Source organism: Arenibacter certesii DSM 19833 (assembly GCF_000429545.1).
Classification (GTDB): Bacteria; Bacteroidota; Bacteroidia; order Flavobacteriales; family Flavobacteriaceae; genus Arenibacter; species Arenibacter certesii.
The window spans coordinates 1-21,003 of the sequence record NZ_AUCB01000006.1 but is presented as its reverse complement, the minus strand read 5'-3'; the positions used below and the strand labels follow the sequence as shown (position 1 = coordinate 21,003).

The following is a 21,003-nucleotide window of genomic DNA, read 5'->3' as shown; positions in this document are numbered from 1 at the left end:
AATTACTTATTTACACAAATGAAGAAACTGATAACTTCTATTTTTTTATTGGCTATTACTTCAAATTTCGCCCAAGAACAAGCGCAGGATACCGTTTCCCAAAATGAGGAAAAAATGGAATGGTTTAAAGATGCCAAACTGGGGATTTTTATCCATTGGGGTTTATATGCTGTCAATGGTATAGATGAATCTTGGTCCTTTTTTAATGGGTATATCTCTCATAAAGATTACCTAAAGCAGACCAAGGGATTTACGGCCAAGAAATATGATCCAGCCGCTTGGGTAGATCTTATAAAAAAGAGTGGGGCCAAATATTCGGTCATCACCTCTAAGCACCATGATGGATTTGCATTGTGGGATACTAAATTTGGCGATTTTAATGCCGTTAAGGGCGCATCTTCTAAAAAAGATGTACTAACCCCTTTTGTTTCAGAACTTAGGAAAAACAATTTAAAAGTGGGGATTTATTATTCGTTACCAGATTGGTCTTATAACGATTATACTCACTTTATCAGGGACTCTATTCGATACAAAATAGCAGATGAACCTAAAAGATGGGATAAATTCTTAAAATACTATCAGGGGCAACTAAAAGAACTTTCTGATACCTATAACCCGGATTTGTATTGGTTTGATGGGGATTGGGAACATAGCTCAGAAGAATGGCAGGCACCCAAAGTGCGACAGATGCTGTTAGATAGGAATCCAAATACCATTCTTAATTCCCGATTAAATGATCAAGGGGACTACGCTACCCCAGAGCAAGGAATGCCTATTACGAGGCCAGAGAATAAATTCTGGGAATTGTGCCTTACTATGAACGATTCGTGGGGCTATCAAAAAAACGACCACAATTATAAGACTGAGGATCAGATTATCGGCATTTTTGCCGATGTTATTAGTAATGGCGGTAACCTACTTTTAGACATAGGCCCTAAAGGCGATGGAAGTATCCCAGACGAGCAAGTAGCTATTTTAGAAGGGTTGGGGAGATGGACCAATAAACATAAAGAGGCCATTTACGATACGCGTTCAGGCATTCCTAAGGAACATTTTTATGGACCTACCACCTTATCTAAGGATCAAACTATTCTGTATTTATTCGTAAAAGGCAACCCAGGTGGAGAGGTCGTTTTGCGCGGACTTAAAAATAATATCAATCGTATTTGGGTAGTGGGAGAAGGCACCAAACTATCACATCAGGTGCTAGGGAAAGTGTACTGGAGTCATTATCCAGGTATAAAATATATTAAGTTGCCCGAACATGTGTTGGATGAAAACATGACAGTAATTGCTGTATTGTTAGATGGTAAGGTGGATCTATATCGTGAGGACGGAGCTGTGATAGAGAGTAATTAAAGTAGTGCGACTTCAAAAGTTCGTTTATAGAAAAAGTAGTTGAAGTTTTTAGTCTTAGCGAAGCAGATTTCCTTATACGCAGAATAGTGGTCGAAAGCTCCGAGATCAGGAGCGGAGGAACGTAGCGACGCGGAGTTTCGGACACGGTTTTTCGACCTTGTTGTCGAAAAAATTCATTAGGACCGAACGGAAAATGCAACGATTTGCATTAAAAGTGAGGGGCCAGTTGGCGCGCTGGCCTTCGCTACGGCTGGCTCCTCTAAACCAAGGTACACCGTACCTTAGTTTATCGGCCCTGTTCGTTTCTTTTGGGCGAGCAAAAGAAATGAAAGGCGGACAAAAGAGGTAGATTGCTTTATGCTTAGATGTAAATAAAATGACAACAAGAGGCTAAATAGAGCTCATTAGAGAATTACAATGTTGACTTTTGAGATGTATAATCTAGTGTTTGGAGTCAATTATGGATAAGTACTAAATTGGATTAGAAACTGAAAAATTAAAAATAATATAACCAAACCTATGAATCATTTACTAAAAAATATAGCGGTAGCTATAACATTATTTGCCGTTCTAGTGTCGTGTAAAAGCAGTCAATCTGCCGTAGAGCAAAAGCCTCTTGCAAAACACGTTATTTTAATCGGGTCCGATGGATTTGGAGCCTATGCTTTTGAAAAGGCCAAGCTTCCAAACCTCCGAAAGTTGATGGCAGGTGGAGCCTATTCCTTACAGGCAAGGTCGGTATTGCCATCTTCTAGCGCCGTAAATTGGGCTTCCATGATTATGGGGTCAGGTCCAGAATTACATGGGTATACAGAATGGGGAAGTAAGACTCCAGAATTACCGTCTAGAATTATAGGAAAAGGCGATATTTACCCTACTATCTTTAGTTTGGTTGATGATCAGATGCCGACAGCTAAAAAAGGAGTTTCCTATACTTGGGGTGGAATTGGGTATTTGTTTGAAAAAAACATGGTTGATCTGGATTTTAATGGAAGAACAGATGAGGAGACGATAGAAAAGGCCATGGATTTTCATTTAGGCGATAAGGCAGCGCTAACCTTTATACATCTTACCCATCCAGATAATGAAGGTCATGAGATTGGGCATGGAACGCCCGAATATTATACTGCAATAGAAAAGGTAGATGCTCAGGTAGGAGAGATTTTGGCATCTGTAGAGAAGGCGGGGATGATGGACGATACCATTATTATTTTTAGCTCCGATCATGGTGGAATTGGTAAAGGCCATGGAGGGAAAACCTTGGCTGAGGTAGAAATTCCTTGGATAATCTATGGAGCTAATATTCCTGCTAAAGGAAAATTAAATTCAAGTATTGTCACCTATGATACGGCAGCTACTATTGCACATGCCCTTGGATTAAAAACTCCCGATTTTTGGAGAGGTAAACCAGTGTTAGAGGCTTTTAGCAATTAAAAAATGTAATTAAATGAATAGCGGTAAACTACTAATTGCCTTTTTTGGGTCGATCTTATTGGTTGGATGTAAAGAAAAGCCAAATGTGAAATCTGAAATGCCATCTACCCAGCCCAATATCGTTCTATTTTTTGTGGATGATATGGGATGGCAAGATACCTCTGTTCCTTTTTGGACAGAGAGGACTCACTACAACGACTTGTATCAAACTCCAAATATGGAGCGCTTGGCAGAGGGAGGGATGAAATTTACCCAAGCTTATGCTACCGCAGTTTGTACCCCAACACGGGTTAGTTTAATGACAGGGATGAATGCTGCGAGACATAGGGTAACTAATTGGACGCTACATAAAGATCAATTGCAGCCCATGGAGACCAATCATAAGACCTTGTCATTTCCGGAATGGAATGTAAACGGACTAAGTCCAGTAGACGGCATTGATAAAGCGGTTTACGCTACACCAATGCCACAGTTATTGCGAGATGCGGGCTACTTTACCATCCATGCAGGGAAGGCGCATCTAGGAGCTATTGGTACTCCCGGAGAGGATCCTCTGAACCTAGGTTTTGATGTGAATATTGCAGGTCACGCTGCGGGTGCACCAGAGAGTTATTTGGGTACGGAGAATTTTGGGAACGGAAAAAAAGGCAAGGAAGTATGGGCAGTTCCCGGCTTGGAAAAATACCATGGTAAAGATATTTTTCTTACCGAGGCTATTACTGTGGAAGCTATGGAGGCTATGGATGCTGCACTTGAGAAAAATCAACCTTTCTTTTTAAACATGTCGCATTATGCAGTTCATATTCCGATTATGGCGGACGATCGGTTTGTGCAAAAATACTACGACAAGGGGCTAGATACCATCGAGGCAAAATATGCTTCCCTAGTAGAGGGAATGGATAAGAGTTTGGGGGATATCATGGATTTCCTAGAAGATAAAGGTCAGACAGACAATACCATCATCCTTTTTATGTCCGATAACGGAGGATTAAGTGTCCATGCCAGAGGGGGAGAAAGAAACACCCATAATAAACCACTTAATAGCGGGAAGGGATCTGCCTATGAAGGGGGAATACGCGAACCAATGTTGGTGAAATGGCCTGGGAGAACGGTCCCTAATTCGGTTACCGATAATCAGGTTATCATCGAAGATTTTTATCCCACCATTTTAGAAATGGCAGGGCTAAAGAACTACAAAACGGTACAGGCAGTAGATGGTGTTAGTTTTGTTCCAACTTTGGAAAATAAGAATAACAATTTTGAAGACCGACCTCTGTTTTGGCATTATCCCAATGAATGGGGTCCTTCGGGACCTGGAATCGGAGCTTCCAGTACAACCCGCATAGGAGATTATAAATTAATTTATTACTATTTGGATAGTAGAATGGAACTCTTTAATCTAAAAGACGATATTGGGGAAACCAAAAATTTAGTGGAGGAGGAGCCCGAAAAAGCAAAGGAATTGGCAAAGATTCTGTCCGATTATTTGCGTGAAGTGGAGGCGCAAATACCAGCTAAAAAAGAATCAGGGGAGCAAATTCCCTACCCAGATGAGGTTTTAAATTTAAATAATAAATAAGACGGATGGCATTTAGATTATTCTGGATATGTTGTTTTTATCTTTTCTTGGGTTTTGCTCAAGAAAAGGAGGATGATCTTAAGCTAAATGGTGTTTTTAAGCGGATTTCTGAAGATAATATTTTTAAGACAGCCGGATATTACAATTGGGGTAGTTCTATAATAAAGGAAAGCGATGGCAAATATCATTTATTTTATTCCCGATGGAAAAAAGAATATGGATTTACAGGATGGTTAACCCATTCAGAAATAGCCCACGCCACCAGTAATACACCTGCTGGGCCGTGGAAGTATAAAGAAACAGTGCTTAAAGGGAGGGGTGTTGGTTATTGGGACGGAATTACAGCACACAATCCTAAAATTAAATATTTTGAAGGTAAATTCTATTTGTACTATATAGCTACAAACATGGGGGGCAAGGATTATGCTGAAAAGGAATTGGTGGAGACGGCCAAGGTAGGGTATAATCATCCTAACTGGAAGATACTGCGACCAAATCAAAGAACGGGAGTGGCGGTATCAAATTCACTAAACGGCCCATGGAATAGCATGGAGAAACCTTTAGTGGAGCCCGCAGGACCTATAACTACGCTTACAGTTAATCCTGCAATCGACAGGGGTAAGGATGGTAAGTATTATTTGGTTGTAAAGGGTGATAAACCAAATGATAAAAATTTTGTCCGCAACCAAGCTGTAGCGATATCGGATCATCCTGTTGGACCTTTCGCCATACAAGAGAAACCAGTAATAGATTACATGGACACTGAAGATATGTCGATATGGTTTGATGAAAACCGCAATCGGTTTTATGGTGTTTTTCATGCTCACAACTTTGTAGGATTGGTAACCTCTGAAAACGGTATGGATTGGGAAAAAGCTAACAATTTTGTGGTAATGGAAAAGCATATCGAAAGAATTGATGGAACGGCGATAATTCCAGATAGAATGGAACGTCCCTTTATATATCATGAGAACGGAGTACCAAAAGTGTTAACCCTAGCGATAAAAAAAGGGGATGAGTCCTATTCTGTATTTATTCCTATCAAATAAAATTTTAAAATATAATAATGGATTTACAACTTAAAGATAAAGTAATACTAGTAACAGGTGGTTCCAAGGGAATTGGTCACGGAATAAGTGTGCTACTAGCCAAGGAGGGGGCTATTCCCGTTATTGTTGGAAGAGATAAAAAGAGTGTTTTAGAAGCCGTTAGCGAAATTGAAAAAAATGGGGGCAAGGCCTTTTATGCCCTGGCAGAGCTTACAGACCCGGAACAATGTAAGTTGGCGGTAGAACGTACCACTGCGCGGTTTGGTAGAATAGACGGTTTGGTAAATAATGCTGGGGTTAATGATAGCGTTAGTTTAGAAAATGGGAATTATGAGGATTTTCTGCGGTCTATAAACCGTTCCCTTACCCATTATTATATGATGGCGCATTACGCTCTGCCAGAACTTAAAAAGACCGAAGGCGCCATTGTTAACATTGGTTCCAAGACATCCGTTACTGGGCAAGGAGGCACATCGGGATATGCAGCTTCCAATGGGGGACGTAATGCGTTAACCAGGGAATGGGCGGTTGAGCTTTTGCCTTATAATATTCGTGTAAATGCGGTTATTGTTGCTGAATGCTATACGCCTTTATACGACAGGTGGATTAAGTCATTTGAAAACCCAGAGGAAAAATTAAAAAGCATTACTGATAATATTCCATTAGGGAATAGAATGACTACCTCGGAGGAGATTGCCAGTACCGTAGCCTTTTTGCTTTCCAATAGATCTAGTCATACCACTGGGCAATTACTCTTTGTAGATGGGGGTTATACCCATTTAGACCGAGCGATATCATAAAATTAAATACGTATTTTTAAAATAGTAGTGAAATATAATAATAAAATAATCCAATGAAAGACCAAAAGCCACCAGTAGTATCTAAAAAGGTGATTGTCCCATTTATTTTAATCACCTCCTTATTTGCCCTTTGGGGTTTTGCCAATGCGGTAACCGATCCCATGGTGCAAGCCTTTAAGAAAGTATTGGAACTCTCTAACTCCCAGGCAGCCTGGGTGCAAATGGCATTTTACGGAGGGTATTTCTGTATGGCTTTGCCAGCAGCCTTATTTGTTCGTAAATACTCCTATAAAGTAGGCGTATTAATTGGACTGGCCCTCTATGCAGCAGGGGCATTGTTGTTTTATCCAGCAGCGATTACTGAGCAATTTTGGTTTTTCTGTTTGGGACTGTATATACTCACCTTTGGATTGGCATTCTTAGAAACTACGGCTAATCCCTATATCTTGGCAATGGGAGCACCAGAAACGGCTACTCAGCGCTTAAATTTAGCCCAGGCCTTTAATCCCGTGGGACTTCTATTGGGATTATTGGTGGCCCAACAATTTGTGCTTAAGCGACTTCAGTCAGTGGACTACGATGATTTTTCTGCGCTCTCGGAAGCAAAAAAAGCGATGATCCGTACTTCAGACCTTATGGCGATACGTAATCCCTACGTAATATTAGGATTGGTAATCCTTGCTATATTTTTTCTAATCCTTGTAAGTAAAATGCCCCAAGCCAAAGAAGAGGGAGGTATCCCCAGTTTAAAGGATACTTTTAATGGTTTGGCAAAAAATAATAAATATGTTTTAGGGGTGGTCTCACAAATTTTATATGTGGGAGCCCAAATTATGTGTTGGACGTATATCTACCAGTATGCAGAGGCCATAGGAATGTCTAGTGAAGATGCTGCTAATTATCAAATACTCGCCTTTATACTATTTTTAGTGGGTAGGGCTATTGGTACTTATATGTTACGATTCATGAGTCCAGGGAAATTACTGATGTACTTTGCAATATGTGCTGCATTATGTGCCCTAGGAGCCATTTATATAGAAGGTATCATAGGCCTGTATAGTTTAGTTGGAATTACCTTATTTATGTCTGTGATGTTCCCAACAATTTATGGAGTAGCACTTACTGGACTTAATGAAGAGGAATCCAAAATTGGAGCAGCAGGCTTAGTTATGGCTATTGTTGGTGGTGCTTTAATGCCTAAACTACAGGGGATGATCATAGATTTAGGTGGTAATGAAGTAGACGATATTAGAATTACAGGGGTTACAGAGGTTAACTTCTCCTTTATCCTTCCATTCTTGTGTTTCGTCTTTATAGCTTGGTATGGATTACGCGTATTTAAAAAGTACGAAACAGAGTTGGTGTAAAGTATTGTTATAACGTCTAAAATATAAGATATGAAATGAGCCATAACAATTAAGTTGATACTAACCGAAATGTTTAATGGCGAATTACATCTGACCAATAAAAAACAATAAAATTTAAACAAATGAAAAGATATTGCTTAGCCTTAGATCTTAAGGACGACCCTGAGTTGATTAAGGCATATGACGATTACCATAAGGAAGTTTGGCCAGAGATTCTACAAAGTATTAAGGAATCTGGAATACAGGATATGCAGATTTATAGGGTAGGAAATCGGATGTTTATGATTATTGATGCCGATGAAAGTTTCTCTTTTGAAAAGAAGGCAAAAATAGATGCGAAGTACCCCGAAAATGAAAAATGGGAGGAATTAATGTGGAAATACCAACAGGCATTGCCTTTTGCAAAACCAGGTGAAAAGTGGATACTAATGGAAAAGGTTTTCCAATTGTAAGTCCAGTTAACGAAGAATAAGTAAACACATCATAGGATATAAGCGTTATGCAGCAAAAAAAGAAAGAGATAAAAATCAATACCAAATACCCTTCCGTAACCGATTTAAGGAATAGGGCAAAAGAAAGGATTCCAAAATTTGCTTTCGAATATTTGGATGGGGGCTGTAACGAGGATGTAAACTTGCATAAAAACACCTCCGAAATTAGGGAAGTGGAGCTTTTGCCTTACTATTTAAGTAAGCATACGGGCTCTAGTATGAAAACAGAGCTGTTTGGACACACTTACGACGCTCCTTTTGGTATTGCACCTGTAGGATTACAGGGACTTATGTGGCCCAACTCTCCAGAAATACTGGCGAAAGCCGCTTTTGAGCATAACATTCCCTTTATCCTAAGTACAGTAAGTACCAGTAGTATAGAGCGAATTAGTGAGATTACCGAGGGTAAGGCGTGGTTTCAGCTATACCATCCTACGGAAGATAGTGTTAGAGATGATATTATTAAAAGGGCCGAAGCTGCAGAATGCCCTGTTCTAGTTATTTTGGCCGATGTTCCTACTTTTGGGTTTAGGCCACGGGATATAAGAAATGGACTGGCTATGCCGCCAAAAATGTCTGTAAAAAACATCCTTCAAGTGTTGGGGAGACCTAGTTGGGCAATGAATACTCTAAAGTATGGACAACCTAATTTTGAGACCTTAAGACCATATATGCCCAAGGGGCTGGACTTGGCGCAGTTGGGGAAATTTATGGATCAGACTTTTACCGGTAGATTAAACGAAGAGAAAATAAAGCCCATCCGTGATATGTGGAAAGGGAAATTGGTGATAAAAGGTGTGGCTAATGAGGCTGATGCAGAGCGATGCATTAAGTTGGGACTAGATGGGATTATCGTTTCCAACCATGGGGGTAGGCAGTTAGATGCTGGGGAATCTACCATAAAACCCTTGGTGAGAATTGCGGAAAAATACGGAGATCAAATAAAAGTGATGATGGATAGCGGTCTAAGAGGCGGTCCAGATATTGCTAGAACTTTGGCCAGTGGAGCGGAGTTTGCTTTCTTGGGGCGTTCTTTTATGTACGGAGTGGCTGCATTAGGAAAAGAAGGAGGAGATCATACCATTTCCCTTTTGAAAACAGAATTGCAACAAGTAATGGAACAGATATGTTGTGAGGAAGTAAAGGATTTTCCTAATCACTTGATATAATTCGGAGGAATTTTTTGATAGAAGAAAAAATATGGAAAACATTAAAGAATCTAATTCTTTTTTTGGTAAATAAATTCTATTTTTGCACCCGCGGATTTCAGGGATAATCCGTTATAATTGCCTCATAGTTCAACGGATACCCGCCTGACGTTCGGGCAGGGAATAGCCCCGAAGCGTCGGAGTCCTAAACTTTAGAACTGTTAGGTTTTTGATATTTTGATTTTTAATGGTCATTTAGTTCATTGGTTAGCGTAGTTTTGGGAAATCGGGCTGCTAATTTCAGAATTGAATGGAAATTGACATTATTGGCCTCATAGTTCAACGGATAGAATAGAAGTTTCCTAAACTTTAGATCCAAGTTCGATTCTTGGTGAGGTCACGAACAAAACGTGCAAAGCACGACAAGCGCAGCTTGTGAATCGAAGCCTGTCCTGAGCGTAGCCGAATGGGATTCTTGGTGAGGTCACTTTTTAACTATAAATCAGTGTGTATTTTAATAACACACTGATTTATAGTTAATTTATTTTTTGTGTCCAACGATAATCTAGGCTATAGCTTAGTCTTACTTATTGCAAAAGATAGTATTCATTTCGTTTTACCCAGCACCATTTTATTGTTGAAAAAGCCTATCGCCTGCAAAAGAACTTAACAGGGATTTCCTAGACCTGTGTGTTTCAAGAAAGGAGAAACCAACCTCGATTTTTCCCACCCGTACCGAAACGGGTATGTTCGCGCCGGTTGAATATTTTTTTATTCATAAGCTTATCTATCGCTTTTTAAAGGAATTCATGAGTCCTGAGCATTTCATCATTGGAAAAAAGTATTGACATGTTAAAAAAAGGAAGGTTCATCCTATTGCTCCTACCTCTTAATCTATATCATACATAACATTAGCATGGCCAGAAATAGGCGAAGGGTACCCTATTTTTAGAAATACGGAAAAAGATATAATTGTCTTTGTCAATATTTTTATAAAACTTGCAAGAATATTAATATTACAAACAACTCAAAACTAGAATGTCCAGATTATTTTTAGCACTACTATTTTTATTTTTACCAATTACTTCATTTTCGCAAGAAACCATGAAGATAGATAGTATAGAACAGCCATTATACAGACCACTTATTGAAAGATATATAATGGATGAGATAAAAAGTTTAAGAGAAGAAAATCAAAGCTTAAGAGCCCAAGTGACTAAGCAGATTGCCGAAGCTAAATTAGAGTCATCAGATAGAGCGATTAATTATACCACAAGTACCGTAAATAATATTTTTTACATCATAACAGCAGCAGCATCATTGTTGGTGCTTTTAGGTTGGCGTTCTTTGAATGATATAAAGAATAGCCTAAAGATTGATACGGCCAAAAAAATACAAACGCTTACCTCTGACTATGAAAATCGTTTACAGCAGATTGAAGTGAAAATGACGGAACGTTCTAAAGTTATCATAGAAACGCAGAAAAATATAACTGATACAAATTCAATTCATTCATTATGGATGCGCGCCGGACTAGAAAAAGGGGATGAAGATAAGATTTCGGTATATGATGAAATTTTAAGTATCAAACCGGATGATATTGAAGCAATGACCTATAAAGCTGATGCATTATTGGAAATAGGAGAAGTACGTTGGGCATTGGATCTTACAAATCACGCTATTGAGCTAGACAATGAGTACGCTCTTGCCTACTGGCAGCGTGCTTGTTCTTATTCAAAAATGGATAAGCAAACGGAAGCGTTAAATGATATAAAAAAGGCAATTGAATTGTCAGATACCCTAGAAGATGAACTACTAAATGAAAAACATTTTGAAAATTTACATGATAATAAAGCGTTTAAATCATTAATTTCGGAATCATAGTTATAAGAAAATTTAAGATTTATAACTGGCATTAAGGTGCAGTAAATCATGATTTAGGTTCTTAAAGGTACTTTTTAAAGTAATTTAACTTTCGTTTTTATTAAGTTTAGCCTAAAGATAAACCTCATCGGGGCTAAAACTATATTTTCAATGCTATTATGAAATAACGATAAATGAAAAGATATTTAATCTTTTAAAAAAACCTATTGCCGAACTTTTCTGTGTATGCCATATTAAAAAATATGGTGCTATAGATAAGGGGTAGAGTAATATTTCTTCTTGTACGCAAAAGGTGTCATTCCAGTAACCTTCTTGAAGTGCTTATAAAAATTAGAGACATTATTAAACCCACATTCATAGCAGATCACTTCTATGGGCAGTTTGTCTTCAAGTAGTGTCCTACATGCATTTGATATCCGTATCTCAATCAAGAATTCAAAGAAAGTTTTATTGGTCTTAGCCTTAAAATACCTGCAAAAACTAGATACACTTAGGTGAGCTAATGAAGCTATTTTCTCCAAGCTAATTTCCTCCTTATAATGTGCAAGGACATAAGTATAAATTTTCTCTAATCTTTGCATTTCCGAAATAGTAACTAAATGGCTATTTGCATAACCAGGTGAAATAGTGCCATACTCGGTAGTTGCTACTAAGATTTTAAGTACTTCCAGAAAATTAATAACCCTTTCCAATTGGGTTACCTTAGTAATTTTAAGTAAGATTTCAATAATTCTTTCTCTAGTATCTCCGTGTAAAATCATGCCCTTTTTTGCTTTCTCAAATAAAGTAGAAATGGACTTGGTTTCTGGTAACTTAAAAAAAATCTCCCCAAAACAAGTAGGTAAAAATTGAATAACAACCGCTTCCACCTCAATATTATCTTGTCCTTGGAAGTATGCATCTGTGCATCTCCACGTATGAGGTAGGTTTTCTCCTAAAAAAATGAGGTCTCCATCAGTAAAGCTACTTACCGTATCTCCTATGTATTGTGTGCCTTGTCCTTTAATAATATAATGCAACTCTAATTCTGGATGGAAATGCCAAAGTGTTCCAAAATTTGGTTTCCTATCATGTCTAACACTAAATGAACTCTCAGACGTACTCGGTATATTGTAAAAATGTGGCTTCACTCGCTTTATTTAAATTGATCGCTTGGTTGAAAGCAATTTAAAAATTTTGAGAATATATTTTATCATAATGTATCTGATTGTATTCAATTGCCAATATATAGAGCTATTATAATCTGGTTTTGAGAAGATAGTATAAGTTATTGGCAAAATCTAACAATTAACGAATGGCATTTCCGCCTAAGTTTGTTGTGTATCTCAGTAAACTCAAAATCAAAAAGATGGATAATAAAAAAAAAATACTACTAGTTACTAGCGGAGATTTACGTTTAGATGCCAATCAAGTAGGGTGGGAATTCCAAACTATAATGGAACAACAACTGGAAGCATCCTTGTCAGAATTAGGGTATCAACTTAAGCGGGGGCATGCTTTTGATCCGGATAAACAACATGGTTTTATAGATTCTCAAAAAATGGGGATGGAGGTCTTTAAAAACCTCGATACCGATCTTCCAATAATAGTTGCTGAAAGTGTCTGGCAATATTCGCATCATGTCTTACCAGGATTAATGACGCATAAAGGACCTATATTGACATTGGCCAATTGGGAAGGGTTATCTTCTGGTTTAGTGGGAATGCTAAACTTAAATGGGTCTTTAACTAAAGCAGAAGTGGAATATAGCACACTGTGGAGTCACGATTTTAAGGATGACTATTTTAAAACAAAATTGCATGAATGGCTAAAAACAGGAACGATTATCCACGATGACTCTCATGTTACCTCCTTTAAAAGCCTAAAAATCAGCTCCGATATAAAAGACAAATCTGAACGGTTTGCAAGCGAGTTTCTACAAGGAAAAACAATTATGGGAGTTTTCGATGAAGGTTGTATGGGTATGTTTAATGCCATAGTTCCAGACAGACTCCTTAATCGTTTAGGAATATTTAAAGAGCGCTTAAGTCAATCTGCACTTTACGCAGAAATGTTAAAAGTGGGAGATTCGGAAGCAACAGATGTATTGGATTGGCTACTTAATAAAGGTATGCGTTTTAACTGGGGTACCAACCCGGATACAGAGCTCACTAAAGATCAAACATTAGAGCAATGTAAAATGTACATAGCCGCAATTAGAATTGCAGACCAATATGGCTGTGATACTATTGGAATTCAATATCAACAAGGGTTAAAAGATTTGGTAGCTGCCAGTGATTTGGCAGAAGGATTATTGAACAATGTAGACCGTCCCCCAGTGTTTGACTCTGCCAACAAAGAACTTTATGCCAAAAAAGCTATACCTCATTTTAATGAAGTTGATGAGTGCGCTGGAATTGATGCATTAATAACGACTAGACTCTGGAAAGAGCTTGGGCTTTCTCCTGAAACTACGCTTCACGATATCCGATGGGGGGAAGAATGTCTTGTTAATGGAAAAACGGAATTTGTTTGGGTCTTTTTGATATCTGGAGCTGCTCCTCCGGCTCATTTTATTGGAGGATATGCTGGTGCAAGTAGTGAAAGACAACCCCCCATGTATTTCAAAAAAGGAGGCGGAAGTCTTAAAGGGGTGAGCAAGCCTGGTTTTATTGTATGGAGCAGAATTTTTATACAAGAAGATGGACTTCACTGCGACTTAGGAATAGGGGAGGTAGTGTCTTTATCAGAGGAGGAAACCAATAGAAGGTGGGAGAATACTACTCCGGCTTGGCCCATTATGCACGCAGTATTACCGGGAATTTCCAAAAACCAAATGATGGGGAGACATAAAGCCAACCATATTCAAGTGGTTTACGCAGATTCAAAAGAGAGCGCAATTAATGCCGCTAACCTTAAAGCGTCCGTGTTTAATTCCTTAGGAATAAATACGTCAATATGTGGTGATTTTCCTGAAACAACTAAATAAAAGTGATAAGAACACCTATTTTCAGTCGGTTTTTAGGGTTTTAATCGTCTCAACTGTGACAAATGGAGAAAGAACACTTGTATTACTAAAATCGGACAATTTTGTCATTATAATTATATGTACTGATCCATTTCTGAGCATATAATCGCTTTTAACAGAATGGAGGGTGTTAAAAACCTACAAATCTTACAAATCTTTTAAATTTATAAAATGACTTTAAAAATTAACAATATAACACCCTTAAGAGGTATAGTGCCACCAATGATAACTCCATTAAATCTTGATGGATCGTTAGATTTAGATAGTGTAAAGAAACTGATTGAACATCTAATTTCTGGAGGCGTTCATGGGATATTTATCCTTGGGACTACAGGGGAGTTTTCAGGATTGAGTTATAAAATCCGTAAGGAGTTAATTAGTGCTACCTGCGATATAGTAGCTGGAAGGATACCAGTTTTAGTTGGAATCACGGATGTTTCTTTAGAAGAAAGTATCCAGCTGGCTAATTATTCTGAAAAAGCTGGGGCATATGCGGTAGTATCTGCGCCTCCATTTTATATGAACATTGACCAGCAGGAACTGTACACTTATTTTAATCAATTAGCAGATTCAATTTCCCTGCCCATGTTTCTGTATAATATGCCTTCTCATACAAAACTTAATATAGAATTGGATACTGTAATTAGGCTTTCTTCACACGAACGAATCATTGGGTTAAAGGACAGTTCAGCACATGCCGTTTATTTTCAATCATTGTGCCATTTCTTTAAAGATCGGGAAGATTTTGTGCTTATGGTAGGTCCAGAGGAAATGATGGTGGAGACCGTTTTGATGGGTGGCCATGGAGGGGTGTGTGGTGGTGCAAATGTGTTTCCTAGGCTGTACGTGGACTTGTATGAAGCTGCCATTGAGAAAGATTTTGAAATGATAAAAAGTCTCCATGCAATGGTAATGGAAATCAGTAAAAATATATATCAGTTGGGTGGATATAAGTCAAGTTATTTAAGGGGGTTGAAAACAACACTTTCCTTTGCGGGACTTTGCCAAGCAAATTTCGCTCCTCCCATATATCCATTCTCGACCGTAGAAGTAGAAGAATTAAAAAAAAGATATAGTCAAATTAGCGCTGAGATGAGTATAAATTAAAAATAAGAAGTTAATTCCCAATTGTAAAAACCATCTATAACATACCCTGACCAATGGATTTACCAATAATAGATTTAATCGTTTTTTTTGTGTACATGGCTGCCATAGTGTTGTTTGGGATATCTTTTTCATTTAGAAAAAGGACTTCCTTAGAATATACCACAGGAGGAGGTAGACTTCCAAGTTGGGCAATAGGAATGTCCATCTTCGCCACTTTTGTGAGCAGTATTAGTTTTTTGGCACTACCTGGCAATGCTTATCTGTCTAACTGGAACGGTTTTGTATTTAGCTTATCCATTCCCTTTGCGGCTTGGATTGCGGTTAACTATTTTGTTCCACTTTATAGAAACCTAAAAAGTGAATCTGCATACTATTACCTGGAAACCAGATTTGGATCTTGGGCAAGAATTTATGCATCAATATGTTATTTATTGACACAACTTGCAAGAATGGGGGCCATAATGTATTTGTTGGCATTGCCCATGAATGCACTTTTTGGATGGAGCATTCCTGTTATTATCATTTGCACTGGAATTAGTGTTATAGTTTATGCGATGTTGGGCGGAATAGAAGCAGTAATCTGGACGGATGCCATTCAGGGGATAATCTTGATTGCAGGAGCCTTGTTATGTCTTTTCGTGATTTTGTTCTCCATGCCCAATGGACCGGGAGAAGTAATTACTATAGCCGCAGAGGCAGATAAATTTAGTCTGGGTAGTTTTAAATTTAATTTTGTGGAGTCCACCTTTTGGATGATTCTGATTTATGGACTGTTTATTAACTTGCAGAATTTTGGGATTGATCAAAGTTATATCCAACGATATATTAGTGCGAAAACTGAAAAGGAGGCTGTAAAGTCTACCTGGTTGGGCAGCTTGCTTTATGTGCCCGTTTCTCTCTTGTTTTTCTTCATAGGAACCGCGCTTTTCTCCTATTATCAGGTTTTCCCGGATTTATTACCATCAGAATTACATTTGGCGCAAAATGCAGACAAAGTATTCCCTTATTTCATTGTTTCGGGGCTTCCCAAAGGTGTTACAGGAATTTTAATCGCATCTATTTTTGCCGCGGGTATGAGTACGGTATCGACAAGTATAAATAGTTCTGCAACGGTATTTTTATCAGATCATTATAGAAAATACATTCACAAAAACGCTACCGACAAACAATCGATGAGAGTGTTATTTATCAGTTCATTTATAATGGGCGGATTAAGTATTGTAGTGGGTTTAGCATTTAATGGAGTAACTAGTGCATTGGAAGCCTGGTGGGCACTATCCTCTATCTTTAGTGGCGGAATATTAGGACTGTTTTTGTTAGGTTTTGTAGTGAGAAAAACGTCTAGTAAAGCGGCAGCAATCGGGGTTCTGTGTGGAGTTATTGTAATCGGATGGATGAGCCTCTCACCAATTGTTTTAAGTGGGACAGATTTTGAGGGTTTTCAGAATACACTGCATACTAATTTGACAATAGTAATGGGAACACTTACGATATTTATAGTCGGATTTCTTTTGACTTACTTCATTTTTAACAAGAAAAAAAGTACTGAATTATGAGTTATGTGATCGGGTTGGATTATGGGACAGATTCTGTGAGAGCCATTTTGGTGCGCTGCTCCAATGGGGAAATATTAGAAAAATCAGTTTTTGTATATCCGCGTTGGGAAAAAGGGCTTTACTGTGATCCCGAGAAAGACTTTTACAGACAACATCCACTGGACCATTTAGAGGGCTTGCAATTTACAATATCAGAGTTAGTGGAAAATTCTAAAATAGACTCACATGAGATAAAAGCAATCTGTGTGGATACCACAGGTTCCTCTCCCATGCCAGTAAATAAGGATGGTGTCTCTTTGGCGCTCTTACCTGAATTTAAAGACAACCCCAATGCTATGATGATACTTTGGAAAGATCATACTTCTATTAAAGAAGCAGCAGAGATCACCAAATTAGCTGAAAATTGGGGAGGGGAAAATTTCACCAAATATTCAGGAGGTATCTATTCCTCAGAATGGTTTTGGTCAAAAATTCTCTCTATACACCGAAAAGATAATGAAATATCCCAGGCGGCATTTTCTTGGATGGAGCATTGTGATTATATAACAGGAGTACTCACTGGATTGGATTTAGCAAATTTAAAAAGAAGTAGATGCGCAGCCGGGCATAAAGCACTCTGGCATAAAGACTGGGATGGGTTGCCTCCTAAGGAGTTTCTTTCCAAACTAGACAATTCGCTGGTATCGCTCCGTAATAACTTATATTCTAAAACCTATACCTCAGATATGCCTGCTGGTTATATTAGCAAGGAATGGGCAGCAAAACTGGGATTATCCCATACTACTCTTATCGCGGTCGGAACGATAGATGCACATGCCGGAGCTGTAGGTGCAGGAATAAAAGAGAATGCTTTGGTAAAAGTAGTAGGTACTTCCACCTGCGATATGTTAATAGTTTCAAAAGATGCTTTAGGTAAGAAACTCGTAAGTGGAATATGTGGGCAGGTAGATGGTTCAATTTTGCCTGGATTTTTTGGACTGGAAGCTGGACAATCAGCCTTTGGAGACGTTTTGGCCTGGTTTGCAAAACTAGTTTTAACTCCGGCAGTGTCACTAATCAAAGAGAGTCAACTTCTTGATCACAGGACCAAAGATGCATTAACTCAAGAGCTCATGGATTCCATGATTATTCAATTGTCCAAGGAGGCATCCGACTTGTCCGTTGAGGATAGTACAGTTGTTTCGCTAGATTGGATAAATGGACGTAGATCTCCATATGTGAATGAATCGCTACAGGGAGCAATTATGGGACTAAAAATGGGAACACAATCTGCCCATATTTTTAAAAGTTTGGTAGAATCACTATGCTTTGGCTCCAGGAGAATTATTGATCGATTTGAAGAAGAGGGAATACATATTGAAGAGGTGATCGCTATTGGAGGGGTAGCAAATAAATCCAAATTAGTAATGCAGACCATGGCAGATATTCTAGGTCGTTCCATTAAGACTACTGCTTCTACCCAAACGCCCGCTTTGGGAGCTGCAATGTACGCCGCCGTTGCCTCCGGTGTTTATCCGACTATGGATGGAGCAATAAATAATATGGGACCGGGATTTGATGAAGTCTATGAGCCAGATCTAAAGAATAAGAAGATCTATGATGCAAAATATCTATTATATCAGCGATTAGGGGAACTAGAAGAAGGATTCAACGCTAGAATTGATTGCACTTCCTAGATCTCTCAATTTAAACTAATGGAAGATAAGTTCAAAATAAAAGGACATAATCTGGTAGAGCGCATTGGCATGTATTTTAATCCAAAATAGAATATTTTTCTAAACTAGTAGGGTATTAAATAGCAGTAATGTTTGGCGTGCTGCTAATGTGATATTGGCCGGCTTTTTAACACATGATGGTGGATTGTCATGGGATTTTATTTCTTATAGCACAGAGGAACAGGGTGGTTTTGACATTATGCCTTCATCTGTTAGAATCTCAGAGAATGAGTTGTTAACTACAATTAGAACGCGTAACAAGGACGGAATGGATTTAATTTCTAGTTATAGGTCTGAAGATAATGGTAAAAATTGGAAGAGGCTCAAGGATCCAGCTCCCTACACGGGAAGTGCAGGCTCTCCACCGGCTTTAATTAAGTTAAAAGAGGGTAGGTTGGCACTAGGTTATATATACAGAAGTAATTTTGGGTCTCGGGTTCATGTAAGGTTCAATGAAGATAATGGCGAAACATGGAAGGACGAAATAACTCTGCGCAGTGGCGATGGTGCTAGCCGTGATGTTGGATATCCAAGAATTGCGCAACGAAAAGATGGGAAAATTGTTATGGTCTACTATTGGAACCATGCTTTAGATGCTGATAAAAAGCCCTTTAGATTCATTGCTTCAACAATTTTTGATCCCGCAGATTATAAATAAACTATAAGTAGGTTATAGTATAAATTAATAAGATTTTAAACATTTTCGGCAAATTTGCTTTGCCTTTTATTAACTATATAAAGAAACAGTATGAAACAAAATATTTGCATAGTCGCGTTATTATCCTTGTCCCTATTTTCATGTAAAAATAAAGATAGTAAGGATAAAACTCAGATTTCTGAGACTAATGAAATTATAGAAGTAACAGGTAATTATAAATTACCGCCATTGGCCCAACCTGGTCAAGGTGCATATGTAAGTGGAGAATTAATATATAGGCTGGACAATAAGCCCACCGAAGAATGTCACTCCTCTAGTATTATAGAAACACCTTCTGGCTTGCTAGTAACTTTCTTTGCGGGGACACATGAAAAACATCCAGATGTGGGTATAAGAACAAGTAGATTGGTAGATGGAAAATGGACCACATCGGTGGAAGTTGCCGATGGGGTCGTAAATGATACGTTGCGTTACCCAACATGGAATCCTGTACTATTTCAACCTAAAGAAGGACCGTTATTTTTATTTTACAAAGTAGGACCAGACCCAACTTCTTGGTGGGGGATGGTAAAGACATCAAATGACCATGGAAACACATGGTCAGAAGGGGTAAAATTGGGGCACGATGAGAAAATAGGGGATCTGCTTGGGCCAATTAAGAATAAACCGATACAATTGGAAGACGGTACAATTATTAACCCTTCTAGTACCGAGATAAAGGATGAAAATGGAGATCTTAAATGGATGGTTCATTTTGAAATATCTAACGATAATGGGAAGACTTGGGAAGTTGTTGGACCAATCAATGATGGGGTTGAGTTCGATGCTATTCAGCCAAGCATATTAACATATCCCGATGGTAGATTACAGATTTTATGTAGGACAATACAGAATGTGGTATCCGAAAGTTGGTCAGAGGATAACGGTAAAACTTGGAGCAAAATGACGGCTACTAGTTTACCAAATCCAAACTCTGGGACTGATGCGGTAACCTTAAAAGATGGAAGACAATTACTGGTGTACAATCATACTACTAAAGAAGGTGTAGAACCTAAAAATAGAAATATGTTGAATTTGGCAATTTCCAATGATGGAAAAAGTTGGGAGCCCGTATTGACACTAGAATCAAAACCCGTTAAATCTGGTTACTCTTATCCTGCTATAATACAATCTTCGGATGGACTTGTACATATAACGTATACCTATATGAGAGAATCTATCAAGCATGTTGTGATTGATCCTAATAAGCTATAGGGACTATCTTATAAAGTGTGTAAATAGAAAAATAACGGGGGTCATGACCCCCGTTATTTTTTTTGTTTAATTTTAATTTTTTGCACTTTATGAAAAAAGAAGATTTATTTAATGATGATTTCCTTAAGCAGTTCAAGACCGGTGATGAGCTTACCAGTTTTCTTAAGGAGATCCAAAAGCGGGGCATTGAGAAAATGCTCGAAGGTGAGCTGGACGGCCATCTTGATTACGAAAAACATCAGAAGTCCAATGGCGGCAATGTTCGCAACGGACATTTCAAGAAGAAGATAAGGACCTCTTTTGGGGAATCCGAGATCTCGGTTCCTAGGGACAGGGAGGCTTCCTTTAATCCGATGATAGTTCCCAAGCGGGGCAGTATTGTTGATGGGATCGAGAACGTTATCGTATCGCTCTATGCTAAAGGAATGAGCAATAGCGATATTGAAGAGCAGATCCGTGAGGTCTATAATTTTGAGGTATCCACTTCCACCATATCTAGGATCACGGAAAGCATATCGGGTGATATAGTCGCATGGCAAAATCGCCCTTTGGAGCCTGTCTATCTCATTGTCTGGATGGACGGTATCGTCTTCAA

Annotated in this window: 17 protein-coding genes and 1 tRNA gene; 17 read left to right on the top strand and 1 reads right to left on the bottom strand. The window is 38.4% G+C overall.

What is annotated here, in order from left to right:
• Nucleotides 1-18: 18 nt before the first annotated feature.
• The 10 genes from G466_RS0103095 (at nt 19) to G466_RS21340 (ending at nt 11,111) form a co-directional block, all read left to right on the top strand.
• Entirely contained in the window at nt 19-1,359 is a 1,341-nt protein-coding gene (locus tag G466_RS0103095) for an alpha-L-fucosidase (RefSeq protein WP_026812334.1), read from the top strand.
• 519 nt (nt 1,360-1,878) lie between these two features.
• The gene (locus G466_RS0103090) at nt 1,879-2,793 is read left to right on the top strand and encodes an alkaline phosphatase (RefSeq protein ID WP_034234496.1); all 915 of its coding nucleotides are present in this window, start codon (nt 1,879-1,881) and stop codon (nt 2,791-2,793) included.
• A 13-nt stretch (nt 2,794-2,806) separates the two neighbouring features.
• Nucleotides 2,807-4,372 (top strand): sulfatase, encoded by a 1,566-nt coding sequence (locus tag G466_RS0103085; protein ID WP_084418694.1) that lies wholly within the window; start codon nt 2,807-2,809, stop codon nt 4,370-4,372.
• A 5-nt stretch (nt 4,373-4,377) separates the two neighbouring features.
• Nucleotides 4,378-5,421, top strand: a complete 1,044-nt coding sequence (locus G466_RS0103080; protein WP_026812331.1) for a glycoside hydrolase family protein — start codon at nt 4,378-4,380, stop codon at nt 5,419-5,421.
• Between the two features lie 17 nt (nt 5,422-5,438).
• Nucleotides 5,439-6,221, top strand: a complete 783-nt coding sequence (locus G466_RS0103075) for an L-fucose dehydrogenase (protein ID WP_026812330.1) — start codon at nt 5,439-5,441, stop codon at nt 6,219-6,221.
• A gap of 53 nt (nt 6,222-6,274) precedes the next feature.
• Nucleotides 6,275-7,588 carry an L-fucose:H+ symporter permease gene (gene fucP / locus G466_RS0103070; RefSeq protein ID WP_026812329.1) on the top strand — a complete coding sequence of 438 codons (1,314 nt, stop codon included), beginning with the start codon at nt 6,275-6,277 and terminating at the stop codon, nt 7,586-7,588.
• 122 nt (nt 7,589-7,710) lie between these two features.
• Nucleotides 7,711-8,040 carry an L-rhamnose mutarotase gene (locus G466_RS0103065; RefSeq protein ID WP_026809562.1) on the top strand — a complete coding sequence of 110 codons (330 nt, stop codon included), beginning with the start codon at nt 7,711-7,713 and terminating at the stop codon, nt 8,038-8,040.
• Nucleotides 8,041-8,087: 47 nt separating this feature from the next.
• Complete coding sequence (locus G466_RS0103060; RefSeq protein WP_026812328.1) at nt 8,088-9,248, top strand: alpha-hydroxy acid oxidase; 1,161 nt, start codon at nt 8,088-8,090, stop codon at nt 9,246-9,248.
• Between the two features lie 307 nt (nt 9,249-9,555).
• Nucleotides 9,556-9,627 (top strand) — tRNA-Arg (locus G466_RS0103055).
• Nucleotides 9,628-10,265: 638 nt separating this feature from the next.
• On the top strand, nt 10,266-11,111 hold the full coding sequence (locus G466_RS21340) for a tetratricopeptide repeat protein (protein WP_051315503.1): 846 nt from the start codon (nt 10,266-10,268) through the stop codon (nt 11,109-11,111).
• 248 nt (nt 11,112-11,359) lie between these two features.
• On the opposite strand, the gene G466_RS0103045 is transcribed toward G466_RS21340, so the two are convergent.
• Nucleotides 11,360-12,241, bottom strand: coding sequence for an AraC family transcriptional regulator (locus tag G466_RS0103045; RefSeq protein WP_026812327.1), 882 nt, complete (start codon nt 12,239-12,241; stop codon nt 11,360-11,362).
• Between the two features lie 218 nt (nt 12,242-12,459).
• Here G466_RS0103045 and G466_RS0103040 point away from each other — a divergent pair, with 218 nt between their 5' ends.
• From G466_RS0103040 to G466_RS0103010, 7 genes are all read left to right on the top strand, one after another.
• On the top strand, nt 12,460-14,079 hold the full coding sequence (locus tag G466_RS0103040; protein WP_026812326.1) for a fucose isomerase: 1,620 nt from the start codon (nt 12,460-12,462) through the stop codon (nt 14,077-14,079).
• A gap of 210 nt (nt 14,080-14,289) precedes the next feature.
• Nucleotides 14,290-15,225: a dihydrodipicolinate synthase family protein gene (locus tag G466_RS0103035; RefSeq protein WP_026812325.1), complete on the top strand. Its 936-nt coding sequence runs from the start codon at nt 14,290-14,292 to the stop codon at nt 15,223-15,225.
• A 53-nt stretch (nt 15,226-15,278) separates the two neighbouring features.
• Nucleotides 15,279-16,781: a sodium:solute symporter gene (locus tag G466_RS0103030; RefSeq protein ID WP_026812324.1), complete on the top strand. Its 1,503-nt coding sequence runs from the start codon at nt 15,279-15,281 to the stop codon at nt 16,779-16,781.
• Nucleotides 16,778-18,457: a ribulokinase gene (locus G466_RS0103025; RefSeq protein ID WP_026812323.1), complete on the top strand. Its 1,680-nt coding sequence runs from the start codon at nt 16,778-16,780 to the stop codon at nt 18,455-18,457. Before G466_RS0103030 ends, G466_RS0103025 begins: the two co-directional genes overlap by 4 nt.
• A gap of 154 nt (nt 18,458-18,611) precedes the next feature.
• A complete protein-coding gene (locus G466_RS21335; protein WP_189356648.1) occupies nt 18,612-19,154 on the top strand; it encodes an exo-alpha-sialidase in 543 nt (180 codons plus the stop codon).
• 90 nt (nt 19,155-19,244) lie between these two features.
• The gene (locus G466_RS0103015) at nt 19,245-20,408 is read left to right on the top strand and encodes a sialidase family protein (protein WP_084418692.1); all 1,164 of its coding nucleotides are present in this window, start codon (nt 19,245-19,247) and stop codon (nt 20,406-20,408) included.
• Between the two features lie 89 nt (nt 20,409-20,497).
• The coding region (locus G466_RS0103010) for an IS256 family transposase (protein WP_026812321.1) at nt 20,498-21,003 on the top strand (506 nt) is incomplete at its 3' end.

Excerpts from the sequence above, each read along its gene's own strand:
- G466_RS0103090 (WP_034234496.1), top strand. The coding sequence starts at position 1,879 with ATGAATCATTTACTAAAAAATATAGCGGTAGCTATAACATTATTTGCC.
- G466_RS0103060 (WP_026812328.1), top strand. The coding sequence starts at position 8,088 with ATGCAGCAAAAAAAGAAAGAGATAAAAATCAATACCAAATACCCTTCC.
- G466_RS0103065 (WP_026809562.1), top strand. The coding sequence starts at position 7,711 with ATGAAAAGATATTGCTTAGCCTTAGATCTTAAGGACGACCCTGAGTTG.
- G466_RS0103040 (WP_026812326.1), top strand. The coding sequence starts at position 12,460 with ATGGATAATAAAAAAAAAATACTACTAGTTACTAGCGGAGATTTACGT.
- G466_RS0103035 (WP_026812325.1), top strand. The coding sequence starts at position 14,290 with ATGACTTTAAAAATTAACAATATAACACCCTTAAGAGGTATAGTGCCA.
- G466_RS0103095 (WP_026812334.1), top strand. The coding sequence starts at position 19 with ATGAAGAAACTGATAACTTCTATTTTTTTATTGGCTATTACTTCAAAT.
- G466_RS0103025 (WP_026812323.1), top strand. The coding sequence starts at position 16,778 with ATGAGTTATGTGATCGGGTTGGATTATGGGACAGATTCTGTGAGAGCC.
- G466_RS21340 (WP_051315503.1), top strand. The coding sequence starts at position 10,266 with ATGTCCAGATTATTTTTAGCACTACTATTTTTATTTTTACCAATTACT.
- G466_RS0103080 (WP_026812331.1), top strand. The coding sequence starts at position 4,378 with ATGGCATTTAGATTATTCTGGATATGTTGTTTTTATCTTTTCTTGGGT.
- G466_RS0103015 (WP_084418692.1), top strand. The coding sequence starts at position 19,245 with ATGAAACAAAATATTTGCATAGTCGCGTTATTATCCTTGTCCCTATTT.
- fucP (WP_026812329.1), top strand. The coding sequence starts at position 6,275 with ATGAAAGACCAAAAGCCACCAGTAGTATCTAAAAAGGTGATTGTCCCA.
- G466_RS0103085 (WP_084418694.1), top strand. The coding sequence starts at position 2,807 with ATGAATAGCGGTAAACTACTAATTGCCTTTTTTGGGTCGATCTTATTG.
- G466_RS0103030 (WP_026812324.1), top strand. The coding sequence starts at position 15,279 with ATGGATTTACCAATAATAGATTTAATCGTTTTTTTTGTGTACATGGCT.
- G466_RS0103075 (WP_026812330.1), top strand. The coding sequence starts at position 5,439 with ATGGATTTACAACTTAAAGATAAAGTAATACTAGTAACAGGTGGTTCC.